The 13,631-nt window shown below is 54.1% G+C and carries 13 protein-coding genes and 1 tRNA gene; 1 reads left to right on the plus strand and 13 read right to left on the minus strand.

The window, feature by feature from the left end; genetic code table 11:
- Positions 1-16 precede the first annotated feature (16 nt).
- The 4 genes from pqqA to MMS95_RS18600 form a co-directional block, all read right to left on the minus strand.
- Positions 17-94 carry a pyrroloquinoline quinone precursor peptide PqqA gene (gene pqqA, locus MMS95_RS18585; protein WP_004930284.1) on the minus strand — a complete coding sequence of 26 codons (78 nt, stop codon included), beginning with the start codon at positions 92-94 and terminating at the stop codon, positions 17-19.
- A gap of 104 nt (positions 95-198) precedes the next feature.
- Positions 199-1,623: a glucose/sorbosone family PQQ-dependent dehydrogenase gene (locus MMS95_RS18590; RefSeq protein WP_033634070.1), complete on the minus strand. Its 1,425-nt coding sequence runs from the start codon at positions 1,621-1,623 to the stop codon at positions 199-201.
- Between the two features lie 186 nt (positions 1,624-1,809).
- The gene (gene ycaC, locus MMS95_RS18595; RefSeq protein WP_033634071.1) at positions 1,810-2,433 is read right to left on the minus strand and encodes an isochorismate family cysteine hydrolase YcaC; all 624 of its coding nucleotides are present in this window, start codon (positions 2,431-2,433) and stop codon (positions 1,810-1,812) included.
- A 472-nt stretch (positions 2,434-2,905) separates the two neighbouring features.
- Positions 2,906-3,364 (minus strand): helix-turn-helix domain-containing protein, encoded by a 459-nt coding sequence (locus MMS95_RS18600; RefSeq protein ID WP_156866560.1) that lies wholly within the window; start codon positions 3,362-3,364, stop codon positions 2,906-2,908.
- A gap of 446 nt (positions 3,365-3,810) precedes the next feature.
- Between MMS95_RS18600 and MMS95_RS18605 the strand changes: the two genes are divergently transcribed.
- Positions 3,811-4,779 (plus strand): AraC family transcriptional regulator, encoded by a 969-nt coding sequence (locus tag MMS95_RS18605; RefSeq protein WP_085336590.1) that lies wholly within the window; start codon positions 3,811-3,813, stop codon positions 4,777-4,779.
- Positions 4,780-4,839: 60 nt separating this feature from the next.
- Here MMS95_RS18605 and MMS95_RS18610 read toward each other — a convergent pair whose 3' ends face one another.
- The 9 genes from MMS95_RS18610 to gpt form a co-directional block, all read right to left on the minus strand.
- Positions 4,840-5,937 carry a hypothetical protein gene (locus MMS95_RS18610; protein ID WP_085336591.1) on the minus strand — a complete coding sequence of 366 codons (1,098 nt, stop codon included), beginning with the start codon at positions 5,935-5,937 and terminating at the stop codon, positions 4,840-4,842.
- A gap of 708 nt (positions 5,938-6,645) precedes the next feature.
- A complete protein-coding gene (locus tag MMS95_RS18615; protein WP_004930265.1) occupies positions 6,646-6,864 on the minus strand; it encodes a TM2 domain-containing protein in 219 nt (72 codons plus the stop codon).
- Positions 6,865-7,319: 455 nt separating this feature from the next.
- A complete protein-coding gene (locus MMS95_RS18620) occupies positions 7,320-8,099 on the minus strand; it encodes an alpha/beta hydrolase-fold protein (RefSeq protein WP_072010129.1) in 780 nt (259 codons plus the stop codon).
- Positions 8,100-8,329: 230 nt separating this feature from the next.
- Positions 8,330-8,405 (minus strand) — tRNA-Thr (locus MMS95_RS18625).
- Between the two features lie 189 nt (positions 8,406-8,594).
- Positions 8,595-9,848: a glutamate-5-semialdehyde dehydrogenase gene (proA, locus tag MMS95_RS18630; protein ID WP_019454296.1), complete on the minus strand. Its 1,254-nt coding sequence runs from the start codon at positions 9,846-9,848 to the stop codon at positions 8,595-8,597.
- A 9-nt stretch (positions 9,849-9,857) separates the two neighbouring features.
- Positions 9,858-10,961 carry a glutamate 5-kinase gene (proB, locus tag MMS95_RS18635; protein WP_033634090.1) on the minus strand — a complete coding sequence of 368 codons (1,104 nt, stop codon included), beginning with the start codon at positions 10,959-10,961 and terminating at the stop codon, positions 9,858-9,860.
- 116 nt (positions 10,962-11,077) lie between these two features.
- A complete protein-coding gene (gene crl, locus MMS95_RS18640; RefSeq protein ID WP_004930258.1) occupies positions 11,078-11,479 on the minus strand; it encodes a sigma factor-binding protein Crl in 402 nt (133 codons plus the stop codon).
- Between the two features lie 60 nt (positions 11,480-11,539).
- Complete coding sequence (gene frsA / locus MMS95_RS18645) at positions 11,540-12,787, minus strand: esterase FrsA (RefSeq protein WP_021504999.1); 1,248 nt, start codon at positions 12,785-12,787, stop codon at positions 11,540-11,542.
- Positions 12,788-13,090: 303 nt separating this feature from the next.
- Positions 13,091-13,549 carry a xanthine phosphoribosyltransferase gene (gene gpt / locus MMS95_RS18650; RefSeq protein ID WP_004930253.1) on the minus strand — a complete coding sequence of 153 codons (459 nt, stop codon included), beginning with the start codon at positions 13,547-13,549 and terminating at the stop codon, positions 13,091-13,093.
- Positions 13,550-13,631 lie beyond the last annotated feature (82 nt).

Below are 13,631 nucleotides of genomic sequence, written 5' to 3' on the forward strand. Positions count from 1 at the left end.
GCGGGCAGACGGGCGATTAACGGTTGGAAATGTACAGCGTCACTTCCAGCCCCAGGCGCAGGTCAACAAACTCAGGTTTTTGCCATAACAGCATGATGTTTACCCTCTTTATGTAAAGTAACGGCAGCTAAGCCAAAAAATCCGTTCTATTCCGGCTCAATTCAGGGAGATATCATCAGATATCTCCCTTATTCACTACTACTGCCCGGTATATTCAAAGACCAGAATCGAACCGGGGTTGCTGTGATCGTGCGTAGGATGGTTGGTTTCATCCATAACGTTGCCAAAATTATCTGTCGCTACATAGATTTTCCGCGTATCAGGGCTCACCAACACCGTACGGTAACGATTCGCGGTGTGGAAATATTTAATCACATCCCCCTGCACATCCTTCTTATCCGCATTTAACGGCACTCGGTACAATGCCCCCATTTTCATGGAAGTGATAATAACCGAGTTGCGCCAAGCTTTTATCACGCCATTCTCAGGATAATACGCAATGCTGGAAGGCGCGATTGTCGGCCAACACATATAGGATGAATCGCCCTGGCAACTGGCGTTGTTATAAGTAAACCCTTCTCTTACGGTAAAGAAGGTTTTCAACGGCGCTTTGAAATCAGGTGCGCTCCATTCGGTCTCTTTCTGGATCGGTACGCCCGCCGGGATATGGTTCGGATCCCATTGCAGAGACGGGCAATTTTTAGCCTCGGAGTAGTTCGCGTAAACATATGCTTGATCGTCGCGATAGCCTGCGACATGAGGCCAGCCATAGTTGCCGCCGGCTTCGAGGATATTCAACTCATCGTCGGATGAAGGCCCTTGTTCTGTGGCGTACAGCGTATTGCCGACGAAAACGAGACCTTGCGGATTACGGTGACCGTAGGTGAAAAGATGGCTTTTTATCCCGTGAATCACCGGATTATCACTTGGAACAGTGCCGTCGACATTTAAGCGAATGACTTTACCGGCGTAAGAGGAATAATCTTTTTTAGCCAGCTCGGCTTCGGTCGGGATTCGCTGAGCGTCAATTTTCTTGCAGAAATTGGCACCCTGGTTGTGGCCCTGCTCGCCGATCGTGTAATACAACTTGCCATCAGGCCCAAAACGCAGGCGCCCGCCGTTATGATCGTTGCCAGCTGGGAAACCCGCCAAAATTTCTTTCTCATTCCCCAGTTTTTTGGTTTTCTCGTCGTACTCGAAACGGACGATTTTTGCGTGCTCGTCATTGCCATTCATATAGGTATAGGAGGCGTAGACATAGTTATCCCCTCCCGGCTTCATGAAGTTCGGGGACAGCGCCAGCCCCAATACCCCTTCATGCTGCGGCCCGACATGCACGCCGTCAATCTTGATCGCCACCTGCTTTTCACCCGTTTGCGGGTTGATACGAACGATTGACGCAGCCTTGCGCTCCGTCACCCAGAGGTCGCCATCCGGCCCCCAAATCATGTCCCAGGGCGCATCAAGCCCATTAATCAAAACATGGGCCTTGAAAGGTTCTGCCGTTTGAACAACCGCTTGTTCCCCTTTCGGCGAGTGAGAAGTATCCGCTGCATAGGCCATACCGCAGGTCATCAGAGATATGGCAATCGCGTTGAACATCACACTGAATTTGTTATTCATAATTTCCCATCCTATGCCCAGAAACTTTTATGGATGAATATAAATAAAAAAGGCCAAATTTAGATTTAGGCTCAATCACGGATATTTTCGTGGTAAAGGAAACGATATTGGCATGATGCATACGTGTTCAGCATCGTCGTCATGCCAAATTACCTTCCCACTAACATCCATTGAGAATGGTCAATATCACTTCCCATTCATTTTATCAAAACTGGTCATCAGGTTACGGTAATCCGGAATATGCGTAGAGAACAGCTTGCCCAAGCCTTCAATATCATTACGCCAGTCACGATGCAATTCGCAGGCAACGCCAAACCAGGTCATTAACTGCGCACCGGCCTGAGACATTCTATCCCATGCGGAATGACGCGTGATTTCATTGAAGGTTCCCGATGCATCAGTCACGACAAATACATCAAAACCTTCTTCTAGCGCTGACAACGCAGGAAATGCGACGCAAACCTCCGTAACGACCCCGGCGATAATCAATTGCTTTTTACCGGTGGCTTTGACGGCTTTAACAAAATCGTCATTATCCCAAGCGTTGATATTACCAGGGCGGGGAATAAACGGAGCGTCGGGGAAGATTTCTTTTAATTCAGGCACTAATGGGCCGTTCGGGCCAATCTCAAAACTGGTTGTTAACACCGTAGGCAAATTGAAGTATTTTGCCAGATCGGCAAGCGCCAGAACGTTATTCTTGAATTTGTCGGGATCGATATCACGGACGAGTGAAAGCAACCCCGTTTGATGGTCGACCAATAGCACAGCGGCATCATTTTTATCAAGGCGAACATATTTCTTTGACATATCTCACTCCTTCAAATGGACTGAACGGACTGGGCACAGTACTACAGCGTTAAGGCAAGCTGAAAGATGACAAAGCATAGAATCAATTTTAGTCTCTTTCAGCAGAGAAGCAAATTGAAGACACAAAATCGGAATATTAACAAAAGGCTGATTAAATAAGCCACTCCATCAATCATTTACCTCCCCCCTGAAACAAAATTGGCTTGTCTTGTGAAAAAACCTTAAAAGAAATCAACGTTTTCTTATATAACCAAGGGGACTATCAGCTCTTAAAACCCGGTAAAAACTGAAAAAAATATTTAAAAATCAAATTATTACCTTTCCATGATCGCCATGTGCATTTCACTGTTTTCAGTCTAATGGAGAGCGTCCTTTTTAATAGGGTTAAACGTGCCATTTTTTTTGCTCAAAGTGACAAGGCATCAAAAGCAAAAGGGGCAATCACCAGACGTCAATTAAAATTAGAATTTAACTATATTAATAATTTACGCATTCCCTCCATGGCAGAGACCCGCATGGCGGGATTCATGGAGGTCGTTGAACAATGGCTGTTATTAATCAATGCCGGAAAAGAAACCGTGCCGTTTCTGCTTAACCGACGAATAACACCGGGTGAAAGCGTGAATGTTTTATCAATCACTCGGCTAAATGCCTGTTGACTATTGAAGCCTAACATAAAAGCAATATCAATTATTGGTATATCCGTTTCCGTCAAAGCATAGTACGCAAAGAGCGCCCTTCTCTCTCTGACATAACCGCCCAGGTTGATACCGGCCCGCAATTTAAACACTCGCTGCAGATGCCATTTAGAATAACCTGACTTTCTGGATATGGCATCAATACTCAAATCCCCACCTAAGTTATTATCAATCCAAATAATAATTTCTCGAACGACGCGCTCGCTGATCTTTCCGTTAAATTCGTCAGACATCTTCTCCCTCCTCATTTAATTAACTTCATTGCACAAATAACCAATGGCAGAAAAAGAATGTGCTGTCAAATTATCCCGCAACCTGTCACTCACAGCCAATTGAGTGACGCCCAAAGCAAATTCCGGTTTAAATAATTATCATCACGGCGGTTTACTTAAGCCCCTTAAAACAATCCCCCTTTGTATTACATAAGAGAACTTAATGACATCAGAAACATCATCTGATAAATCCCCGTTCAAGCGATGCAATCAACTATAATTTATGATATTTACATCTTAAGAAGGAACCTATCTCTTATCATTATAGGATGATGGCTTACGGCGCAGAGGAAAAGGAGTGCAGCTTTAATAGAAGACAATAGGAACATTCCCAGTCAGACAGTCATTTTTTAGGCAATGTGAGAAAAATAAACGTTAACGGACAACGTAAAATGGAGAGCGGTGCAATGCGAAAGGACAAGTCCTCCTTATTTAACTGGTCAACTGCCGGCATGCTTGCAGAAGAGCGGCTGAGTGAATTTGATCGCCTGCTGAAACAAAGCCTGATCAGCGTTACAACCACCATCGACGATCACTCCCGCTTCTGGTGCCATCTGTCAACGCTCAAGGCCGGGCAATTCTCCATTACTGACATTAATGGTTCAGCCAAACGCTCACAGCGTGACAGAAAGAATATTCTACGTAGCGCCAGCGACGAATACCACCTCGTGTATGCCGGCGCCACATGGCGATTTATTAATCGATACGGCCAAGAGATCACCGTGCCTGCGGGAAGCGCAATCTTGCTCGATACGCGCAAGGAATATATTTCACTTTTGCCGGAGGGTTTCCTTAATCGCACGCTGGCATTGCCTGCTGAATGGCTCAACACCTGGGTCGCCAATCCCGAAAAAATGATCGAACAAAACCTGAGCGAGCTTTCAGGCTGGGGGAAAGTATTAGCCACCTATCTGGAACAGATTTCTCCGCCTTATCTGAGCACAATCGACTTTCAACCGCCAATGATATTGGATCAAATCGGCATGCTGCTCTCGCTGCTCTATCACGATTTGGTTAGCGAAGATGCCTTGTCCCGCAAATTTAGCCGCGATAGAAATTATCAGAAAATCGTGGAAAGTCTGCATCAAAGACACATGAATTTAGTTCTGACCGCAACGGATATCGCGCGAGAGGTCGGCATTTCAACCAGAACATTACACCGCGTGATGGCCAATCAAGGCACCAGTTTCGGCCAGGCGTTAATCAACTACCGCGCCAACTCCGCATTACGTATGCTCAATACCGAAGAATTTGACGAACTCTCCATCGCAGATATCGCCAAACGGGCAGGCTTTGTCGATGTTTCACACTTCAATCGCGTGTGTAAAACCTATTTTGGCGAGTCTCCCGGCAAGATCAGGAAGAAACGCCCTTAAGCGAATCAAAATGTGAGCATTAACGCGCGCCTTGCAGGCCGGCGAGCTCACCATGTTACATTACGCCGTAGCGTTGGGCAGGCGCACGGTCACGCGGTTATTGGCCGTGGTCAGCTGCAGCGGCGCTTCCTGCCAGCTCACCGCGATAACCAAGACCGGCGGGGCCGGCACGCGCGGCTCACGCCCGTCGGGCCCCACGCTGTAGGCATCCCATTCAATCACGAACACGCCGCCGTCTTGCGGCTCGACCCGTTCAACGAAAAAGGTGGTGTCTGAACCACGCCCACCTGCAGGTTTGTGCGCATAAGAAAGCAGGCAGAACCACTCGCCGGCGAAATAGAGGTGGTACAGGCCATCCACGATATGCTCGCCGCGGAACTGGCAACCGCCGACGCTGAAGGCATCACCCGCCGGGGATTCCGCCACGCGTTCGAGATCGCACACGAAGCGATCGGTCGGCCGGTTATCCAGCCACAACGCATAAGGCGGTGCGTGCAGCAGCGCGGCGGGATCGTCTGCATAGCGCAGATCGGGCGGCAACATCAAACGCGCCGTCAGCGCGCGGCCGCTGGGCAAGGTGATCTCCAGACGATCCGCCGGTTCCTCTATCCACTGCGGCACCCACAGACCGCGCACCTGCCGCAACGCCGTGGCCTCAACCTGCCGACACTTCGCCCGCAGCCGCGCCAGCGCCTCGGCGGAACCGGCGGCCAAGGCTCCCTGCTCACGATCGGTCAGCGCCGGCAGCGCGTACATCACCTGGGCGGCAGGCTCGTACACCGTCAGCCCCTCTCCCTCGCGGCTGCGGGTCGGGATCAGGCGCAACCTGCCGCCGTCCACGTCCTGCGGCTCGGCACTGGCGCCATGCACCATCGCCCCGTCGCGCAGCAGCAGCGTCCAAAAACTGGGGCCGCCCATGCCCAACTCCCCCACGCCGCCTATCTGCCGGTCACAGTCACCGGCATGCGCCATTTCAATCGGCTGCGAATGCCAGTCGGTCTTGCGCCACTCTGCGGCCTCTTCGGGGTCTTGCGCGCCTTTAGCGGCGTACTTCACCCATTGCAGCACGGCAAACAGCGCGATGCACAGCACGCCGACAATCGGGTGATCCTGCCAAATCAACACCCAACCGACGATCAAAAGGGCCCAGGCGGCCATGGCGATATCCTTTTCTAAGAGAAAACCGCCTGATTCTAGCGCAGGAAACGCAAGGGGTTGAAGCCTATGCCATGAATAATTAGCCGTTAGATAGAAAGGTAGTAATTTCAGCATTATTTCTGTGACTATGAAGATCACATAAATAATGTTTCATCGAGTGACTACAACGTAAAAAAGATAACTCTCTGTATCTCAATAAATATTTATTGCCGATTGAAAAACAGAAAGCGTAAAGAGAAAGCCACTTAAAAAATTAACACAACCTTGCTTGCCGCGAGGAAGAAAAACTATTTTTCAGCAATATTCCGAGGTTATTTTATCTCCGCGAAACGGGTCACTTTGCGTTTTATCAACCCAATAGGCTACACACCGCAATTAATAGCATTCCGGAGAGCGGCAATCAAAATCGTTACAGGCATTATCCTTACCTCTGTGGCCGCCTTCAGCGGCGCGTCCTAGGCGGCCGATGCAGAGCCCACTACCGGCAGCGCGGAAGTAATGTCGGAACACGCACACGCCGTGATGGAAAATGGCAGCCCGGTGCCACAGCACGACGTCGCCGGCAAATGCCGGAGTCGAAATATACCGGCATGCTCTCCAGTTCAAATAAAATGATGAGCAAAGAGATACACGGTAAAATGATGATAAAAAACAGTAATGGAATGAAAGACGGCGCGTCCCTTAACAGGAAGCACCGTCATAAAAGCATTAAATCAGGCCAGAATTGTATTTCTGGTTGAATTTATCTTCCGATTGGAACAGATAAATAATGCCTTCGATAAAGCCGACAATCGCCGGGATCCCCGTCCAGCAGAACAGCAGGTAGAACAACCCCCACCACTTCATGCCCAGGTAAAACTTGTGAATGCCCAGCCCACCCAGGAAGATGGCCAGAAGGGCCGCCGCGAGCTTGTCTTTTCTGCTCATAGTGCACTTCTCCTTACTTCTCACCGAACCACCGGCATGTCCAAAAACGGATGCCGCGCCACAGAGCGCCGCATCGCAATGCTTGAGGAGGAAAAAATTCACCCATCAAGGCTCAACAGGGGTAATTATAACAGTGATTAATTAAACGGTTGTTTAACCGGGGAAAGGCAGGAAAAAGACGTACGGCAAGAGGAGGAATATTCCTGCGGCGAAGGCTCAATGCTTTAATATCTTTTTGTTTTTAAATTAAATAATTCGCATACATTCATGACTATCACGCCAGCCGTTGACGCCGCGCTAAGCGTGTTGCCTCTTCGGGGGCCAGATCCTGTCGACTATTTTATTTTCCCTGGTGACTTCCCACTGGCAATCTAGGTGACTCGCATTGATAGGATTCGCAGCGTCAGCCCGGACTAACAGCAATAAAATCGATCTTGAATAACGCGATGTCTATTCTAAAGCCCGTCATTCTGGGGACGATGCCCAGCGATCAGGTTTGCCACCTGTGCATAATCCTTAATAACGCCGGGATGGCGCCGCCCGGTGCAAAAAACAAAGCTACAGCGCTGTTCATTACCGATCAACTTCTCCGCCAGATTTCTGGCTCGCAGATTAGGCGTGGCGTTCATTCTAAGGATCTGCATTTTCTCTGTTTCATTACTTTGGGGATGAAGTTTTTCTTCATACTCTCCCACCATCAGCGTGACCTGATTGACATGCTCATCAATGGTTAACTTGCCGTCAGGAATCAACGCCCCATTGCCCCACCAAATGGATGGGCTGGCCGCTAAATAATTTTGAAATGCATCAGGATGATTAAACAGGGTATACAACACAAAATGACCACCATGCGAGTGGCCTGCCAGCGTTTGCTGGTCTACGTTGACAGGATAATGCGCTTCGATCCATGGTTTAACGCATGCGGCAATAAATTGATAAAACGCTGCCGCTCCGCCCCCCTCCGCAAACTCTTTCTCTCCTGAGGGAACCGTATAATCACGGGTTCTTGCCTTCAAGATATCCACCCCGTCTTGATAGCCAATGCCGATATAAAGAATATCCCCATCGCGTTTTCTGTTGTTACGTTCCGTCACGACCGAAAACTGGGAGTTAGCATCCAAAAGATACAGCGGGTTCAAATTACCGCCAGTCCCCCTGCGGTGAGAGATAAAGACTCTGTATCTTTGACCATTAAAGACAAAGCACTTCGTTCTTGAAATTAAATCTTCACACATAACAACCTCACTTGTTTAAATGAATTAATCGCGTCAATGCCTTATTCTCAGAGAAGAAAAAGACGGTGAGGTCCCAACGTAGCAACGCATATTCCCGTTTACGACGTTTGTGTGTTGTGCGGTTTATGGCACACAAGCCCAGGTATTGCATCATGCACCGGATTAATGGGCTTTAGCGTTGCGGCAGAGTCGGTGACGGAGCGTACGAAAGGAAAAGTTAAAAAATGAGGTGGTGCCGATAATAGGAGTCGAACCTACGACCTTCGCATTACGAATGCGCTGCTCTACCAACTGAGCTATATCGGCATCGAGCCGGGCCTGCGGGGCAAGCCGGAAGTGCGTTGAACAAGGTAGACCTGCGCGCGAAATGAGTCAATAGCCGCCGGGGCGTTTGGTTGTTTTGCAAGCAACCAGACTATCGTGCAGCCCCCTTTTCCAAAAACAATCAGGGCGCAGCACGCTGCGCCCTGACGTCTTTATGACCGCAATGCGGCCTTAGCTGCGCACCAGATCGTCGCCGTAGCCGATCCACTTGTAGGTGGTCAGCGCGTCCAGGCCCATCGGCCCGCGGGCGTGCAGTTTCTGGGTGCTCACCGCCACTTCCGCGCCCAGGCCGAACTGGCCGCCGTCGGTGAAGCGGGTGCTGGCGTTGACGTACACCGCCGAGGAGTCCACCGCGCGCACGAAGTGCTCGGCGCTGCTCAGCGAGCGGGTGAGGATCGCGTCGGAGTGGTTGGTGCCGTGGGTGCGGATGTGGTCGATGGCCTGATCGATATCGTCCACCAGCAGCACGTTCAGATCCAGCGACAGCCATTCGTCGTCGTAATCCTCCGCATTCACCGGCACCACCGTCGCCGGGCCGCCCTGCAGCAGCGGCAGCGCGTTTTCCGCCGCGTGCAGCGTCACGCCCACCGCCGCCATTTTGGCGCTCAGCGCCGGCAGGAACTCGGCGGCGATGCTGCGGTTCACCAGCAGCGTCTCCAGCGAGTTACAGGCGCTCGGGCGCTGGATCTTGGCGTTTTCAATCACCGTCAGCGCCTTGTCGAAATCGACGTCGGCATCCACGTAGGTGTGGCACACGCCGATGCCGCCGGTGATCACCGGGATGGTCGATTGCTCGCGGCACAGCTTGTGCAGGCCGGCGCCGCCGCGCGGGATCAGCATGTCGACATAGCGATCCAGGCGCAGCAGTTCGTTCACCAGCGCGCGATCCGGGCTGTCGATAGCCTGCACCGCCGCCGCCGGCAGGCCGCACTGTTCCAGCGCCTGCTGGATCACTTTCACCGTCGCCTGGTTGGTGTTGTGCGTCTCTTTACCGCCGCGCAGGATCACCGCATTACCGGTTTTCAGGCACAGGCTGGCGACGTCGATGGTGACGTTCGGCCGCGCCTCGTAAATCACGCCGATCACGCCGAGCGGCACCCGGCGGCGCTCCAGCTTCAGCCCGCTGTCCAGCAGGTTACCGTCCAACACGTGGCCGACCGGATCGTTCAGGCGGCACACCTGGCGCACGTCGTTGGCGATCGCCGCCAGCCGCGCCGGGGTCAACAGCAGGCGATCGAGCAGCGCTTCGCTCATGCCGGTGGCGCGCGCCTGCGCCATGTCTTGTTCGTTCGCCAGCAGGATCGCTTCGCTGTTGGCTTCCAGCCTGTCGGCCATCACCGACAGCACCTGATTCTTCTTCGCCGTGCTCAGCACCGCCAGCTGCCAGGAGGCCTGCTTGGCGGCCTTCCCCATCTGCTCCAGCATGCTCACTCCTTAACTGACAATCATATCGTCGCGGTGCACTGCCACCGGACCGTATTCATAACCGAGGATTTCGGTGATTTCCTGCGAGTGGTGCCCGGCGATCATGCGCATCGCATCGCTGTTGTAGCGGCTGACGCCGTGCGCCAGATCGCGCCCCGCCAGGTTGCGGATGCGGATCACTTCACCGCGCGAGAAGTCGCCCTTCACTTCGCGGATGCCCTTTGGCAGCAGCGAGCTGCCGCGCGCCATCATCGCTTCCACCGCGCCGTCGTCGACGGTGATCTCACCGGCCGGCGGCGCGCCGAAGATCCAGCGCTTGCGGTTTTCCAGCGGGGTTTCCAGCGCGTGGAAACGGGTGCCCACCGGTTTGCCTTCGATCACGTCCGCCACCACGCCCGGCTTGCTGCCCGCGGCGATCACCACATCGATGCCGGCGCGGCAGGCCACGTCGGCCGCCTGCAGCTTGGTGCCCATGCCGCCGGTGCCCAGACCGGAGACGCTGTCGCCGGCGATGGCGCGCAGCGCGTCGTCGATGCCGTGCACTTCACGGATCAGTTCGGCCTGCGGGTTGTTGCGCGGATCGGCGGTGTAGAGGCCCTGCTGATCGGTCAGCAGCAGCAGTTTGTCGGCCCCGGCCAGAATGGCCGCCAGCGCCGACAGGTTATCGTTGTCGCCCACTTTGATTTCGGCGGTGGCTACGGCGTCGTTCTCATTGATTACCGGCACGATGCGGTTGTCCAGCAGCGCCGTCATGGTGTCCCGCGCGTTAAGGAAGCGCTCGCGGTCTTCCAGATCGGCGCGCGTCAGCAGCATCTGCCCGACGTGGATGCCGTAAATGGAGAACAGCTGTTCCCACAGCTGGATCAGCCGGCTCTGCCCCACCGCCGCCAGCAGCTGCTTGGAGGCGATGGTGGCGGGCAGCTCGGGGTAGCCCAGGTGTTCGCGCCCGGCGGCGATGGCGCCGGAGGTGACGATGACGATGCGGTGGCCCGCGGCGTGTTGCTGCGCGCACTGGCGCACCAATTCGACGATGTGGGCGCGGTTCAGACGCAGCGATCCGCCGGTCAACACGCTGGTGCCCAATTTCACAACCAATGTCTGGCTGCCGTTCATAGTATTTCTGCCGTGTGTAATGATGAGAAGAAGAGTGCAAAGGTCTTTGTAACAGGAGAGACGCGTTATGCCAACAGGCACAACGCGAAATCAGCACAATACGTGGTCAAACGGGGTCAGGCGGAGAGTTTGATCAGTTTTTCTTTGAAATCGTCGGCGGGTTCCAGCCCCAGCTCCATGGTCGCCAGCAGCTCGCCCAGGCGGCGATGGAAGTCGCGCAGGGTGTCTTCCAGCTTGGCGTTCACTTCATCATCCTTAATGTTTTGCGCCGTCCAGTCGCCTTCCTTGTCGAACAGGCCGAATTGGTACGAATAGGTGAAGCGCGCCTCTTCCGCCTGCAGCTCCATCCACCAGCCCCAGAACTCGCGCTTCTCCGGAGCGGGCTTTACATTGACGCAGACGGCCAAACAATCAAAGAAAAAACGGTCGTTTTCACATTGCCCTTCACGCAGGTACGGCCCCAAGCTGGCAAAACGTTTCATTAGTCGGCTTTTAGGGTGACCACTCGGTAACGTCATTCTCTCACCTCCTCAATGTAGACCACTCTTTTTAACAAACTGTTAAAATTTAGCAACTAATTAACGCATTTTGTCCCTCAGCCAACCGGACATCTGCAGCAACGCCCGGTGGAAGCTGTCGTAGACCGGGGTGCGCGGGATGGCGACCAGCTTGCCGCTCACCGAGGAGGTGACGATCAGCTGCGACTCCTCTTTCGGGCTGAGCGTATCGCGCTCCCAGTAGCCGGAGATCATCGGCGTCGGGCAGCGGCGCCCCAGCAGCCCCTGCATTTTCAGCGAGTAGCTGTTCAGCTCCACCTTCAGCACGTTGTCCGAGGCGTTAGCCATGCCCATGCGGCTCGCCAGCACGTCCATATACATGTCCGGCACGTTCAACTGGGTGCTGCTGTCGCACAGCAGGCGATGCACCACCGGCCCCAGGCAGGCTACGCCGCGCAGCCGCTGCGGCTCCAGGTAGGCCAATCGCACCGCCACGTTGGCGCCGAAGCGGAAGCCGAAGGCGCTCACCCGCTGATGATCCACCCACGGCACCGAGGCCAGCTGGATCAACACCTGCTGGTGCAGGTAGCTGGAGTCCTGCGTCAGCTTCCATTTGCAGGAAGAACCGATCGACGGCATGTCGAGCGTCAGCATGGCGATGCCGTGCGGCGCCAGGTAGTCGCGGAACAGGCGATGATAGTCGGTCTGCAGCGTATCGAGGCTGCCGCACATCAGCACCGTCGGGAACGGCGCTTCGCCCTTCTCCGGCATGTGCAGGAACCCGGTGACGCTGCCGCCGCCTTCGATGCGAAACTCCAGCTCTTTCAGCTGATACGGCAGCAGCAGCGCCGCCTCTTCGTACGCGCGGTTAGCCAGCATCTCCGCCTGTTCGGCCAGTTCGTCGCCCTTCAGGTGCGGGTAGCCGGCGATGCTGTACAGGCTCGCGGCCTTCAGCCAGTATTCGCCGCCGAGCAGCGGATCCTGCTGCTCCGTCGCCCGCTGTTGCCACTGCATGCCCTGATGGATCCACTCGTAGATCCAGTTGCCGTTGCGGTAGCCCACCACGGTATCCAGCCGCTGCGGGTTGCTGCGCTCGGCGTCGGAGGCGGCGATGCGCGCCAGCACTTCGTGGATTTCGATCGGGCTGACGCCGCGCCAGGCCCACAGCAGCGGGTTCAGCATGCGGTACCAGCTGCCGGTGGTGTCGCCTTCCAATGCGGAATGCATGGCGGCGCTCACTTTGTTGCGCGCGCGCAGCACTAGCGTCGAGGTTTCAGGGTGTTTGAATTTGGGCTTGAAAAGAATTTCAGAAAGGTTGGCCTGTGCCATGGTAACAACAGCCTCCGTAAATCTGGCGATAGGCCGCAACAGGCCTACTTAACTGGAGGTAGTGTACCTAACTCTGGCGGGATAAACCAAGATAACGCAAACGCCCGGCATAACCGGGCGTCAGGCGGCTGACAAAGGAGGAAAAAGCGTGGTTTTTCCTCCTTTGTGGTCAACGGCCGAAAATCAATAAATTGATTTTCCTTATTTTTTATATCTTGTCTTCGGTAAGCCTGACAACGCCATCACGTTTATCCTTAAACAAACGCCCGGCATAACCGGGCGTTGACTTGGAACTGGCTGGGCTTAGCGGCCGCCGATAGGGGGAACGAAGCTGACGCCCATGTCCCACGGCTGTTCGATCCAGGTATCCTGCGGGATGTCGATCACATAGTCGTCCACCAGCGGACGGCCCGCCGGCTTGGCGAAGATGGTGACGAAATGCGCTTTCGGGTACATGTCGCGGATCGCTTTTGCGGTGCCGCCGGTATCCACCAGATCGTCCACTACGATGAAGCCTTCACCGTCGCCTTCGGCGCGCTTGAGCACTTTCATTTCGCGCTGGTTGTCATGGTCGTAGCTGGAAATGCAGACGGTATCCACATAGCGAATGCCCAGTTCGCGCGCCAGCAGGCCCGCCGGCACCAGGCCGCCGCGGCTGACGGCAATGATGCCGGTCCATTTGTCGGCAGGCAGCAGGCGGTGCGCCAGCTTGCGTGCATGTATTTGCAGCATATCCCAGGTAACAACGTATTTTTCGCTCATAGAATCGTGTCCCAGCCGGCTGGTGAAGCGGCTTACTTTATAGTTCAGGGGAAAAAAGGTTGCGCGAGATTATAGAGACTGG

Source organism: Serratia sp. PGPR-27, assembly GCF_022678525.1.
In the GTDB taxonomy this organism is placed as follows: domain Bacteria; phylum Pseudomonadota; class Gammaproteobacteria; order Enterobacterales; family Enterobacteriaceae; genus Serratia; species Serratia nematodiphila.

What these genes read in the sequence shown, in the direction of transcription:
- pqqA (WP_004930284.1), bottom strand. Translation starts at nt 94, where the DNA reads ATGCTGTTATGGCAAAAACCTGAGTTTGTTGACCTGCGCCTGGGGCTG.
- MMS95_RS18590 (WP_033634070.1), bottom strand. Translation starts at nt 1,623, where the DNA reads ATGAATAACAAATTCAGTGTGATGTTCAACGCGATTGCCATATCTCTG.
- ycaC (WP_033634071.1), bottom strand. Translation starts at nt 2,433, where the DNA reads ATGTCAAAGAAATATGTTCGCCTTGATAAAAATGATGCCGCTGTGCTA.
- MMS95_RS18600 (WP_156866560.1), bottom strand. Translation starts at nt 3,364, where the DNA reads ATGTCTGACGAATTTAACGGAAAGATCAGCGAGCGCGTCGTTCGAGAA.
- MMS95_RS18605 (WP_085336590.1), top strand. Translation starts at nt 3,811, where the DNA reads ATGCGAAAGGACAAGTCCTCCTTATTTAACTGGTCAACTGCCGGCATG.
- MMS95_RS18610 (WP_085336591.1), bottom strand. Translation starts at nt 5,937, where the DNA reads ATGGCCGCCTGGGCCCTTTTGATCGTCGGTTGGGTGTTGATTTGGCAG.
- MMS95_RS18615 (WP_004930265.1), bottom strand. Translation starts at nt 6,864, where the DNA reads ATGAGCAGAAAAGACAAGCTCGCGGCGGCCCTTCTGGCCATCTTCCTG.
- MMS95_RS18620 (WP_072010129.1), bottom strand. Translation starts at nt 8,099, where the DNA reads ATGTGTGAAGATTTAATTTCAAGAACGAAGTGCTTTGTCTTTAATGGT.
- proA (WP_019454296.1), bottom strand. Translation starts at nt 9,848, where the DNA reads ATGCTGGAGCAGATGGGGAAGGCCGCCAAGCAGGCCTCCTGGCAGCTG.
- proB (WP_033634090.1), bottom strand. Translation starts at nt 10,961, where the DNA reads ATGAACGGCAGCCAGACATTGGTTGTGAAATTGGGCACCAGCGTGTTG.
- crl (WP_004930258.1), bottom strand. Translation starts at nt 11,479, where the DNA reads ATGACGTTACCGAGTGGTCACCCTAAAAGCCGACTAATGAAACGTTTT.
- frsA (WP_021504999.1), bottom strand. Translation starts at nt 12,787, where the DNA reads ATGGCACAGGCCAACCTTTCTGAAATTCTTTTCAAGCCCAAATTCAAA.
- gpt (WP_004930253.1), bottom strand. Translation starts at nt 13,549, where the DNA reads ATGAGCGAAAAATACGTTGTTACCTGGGATATGCTGCAAATACATGCA.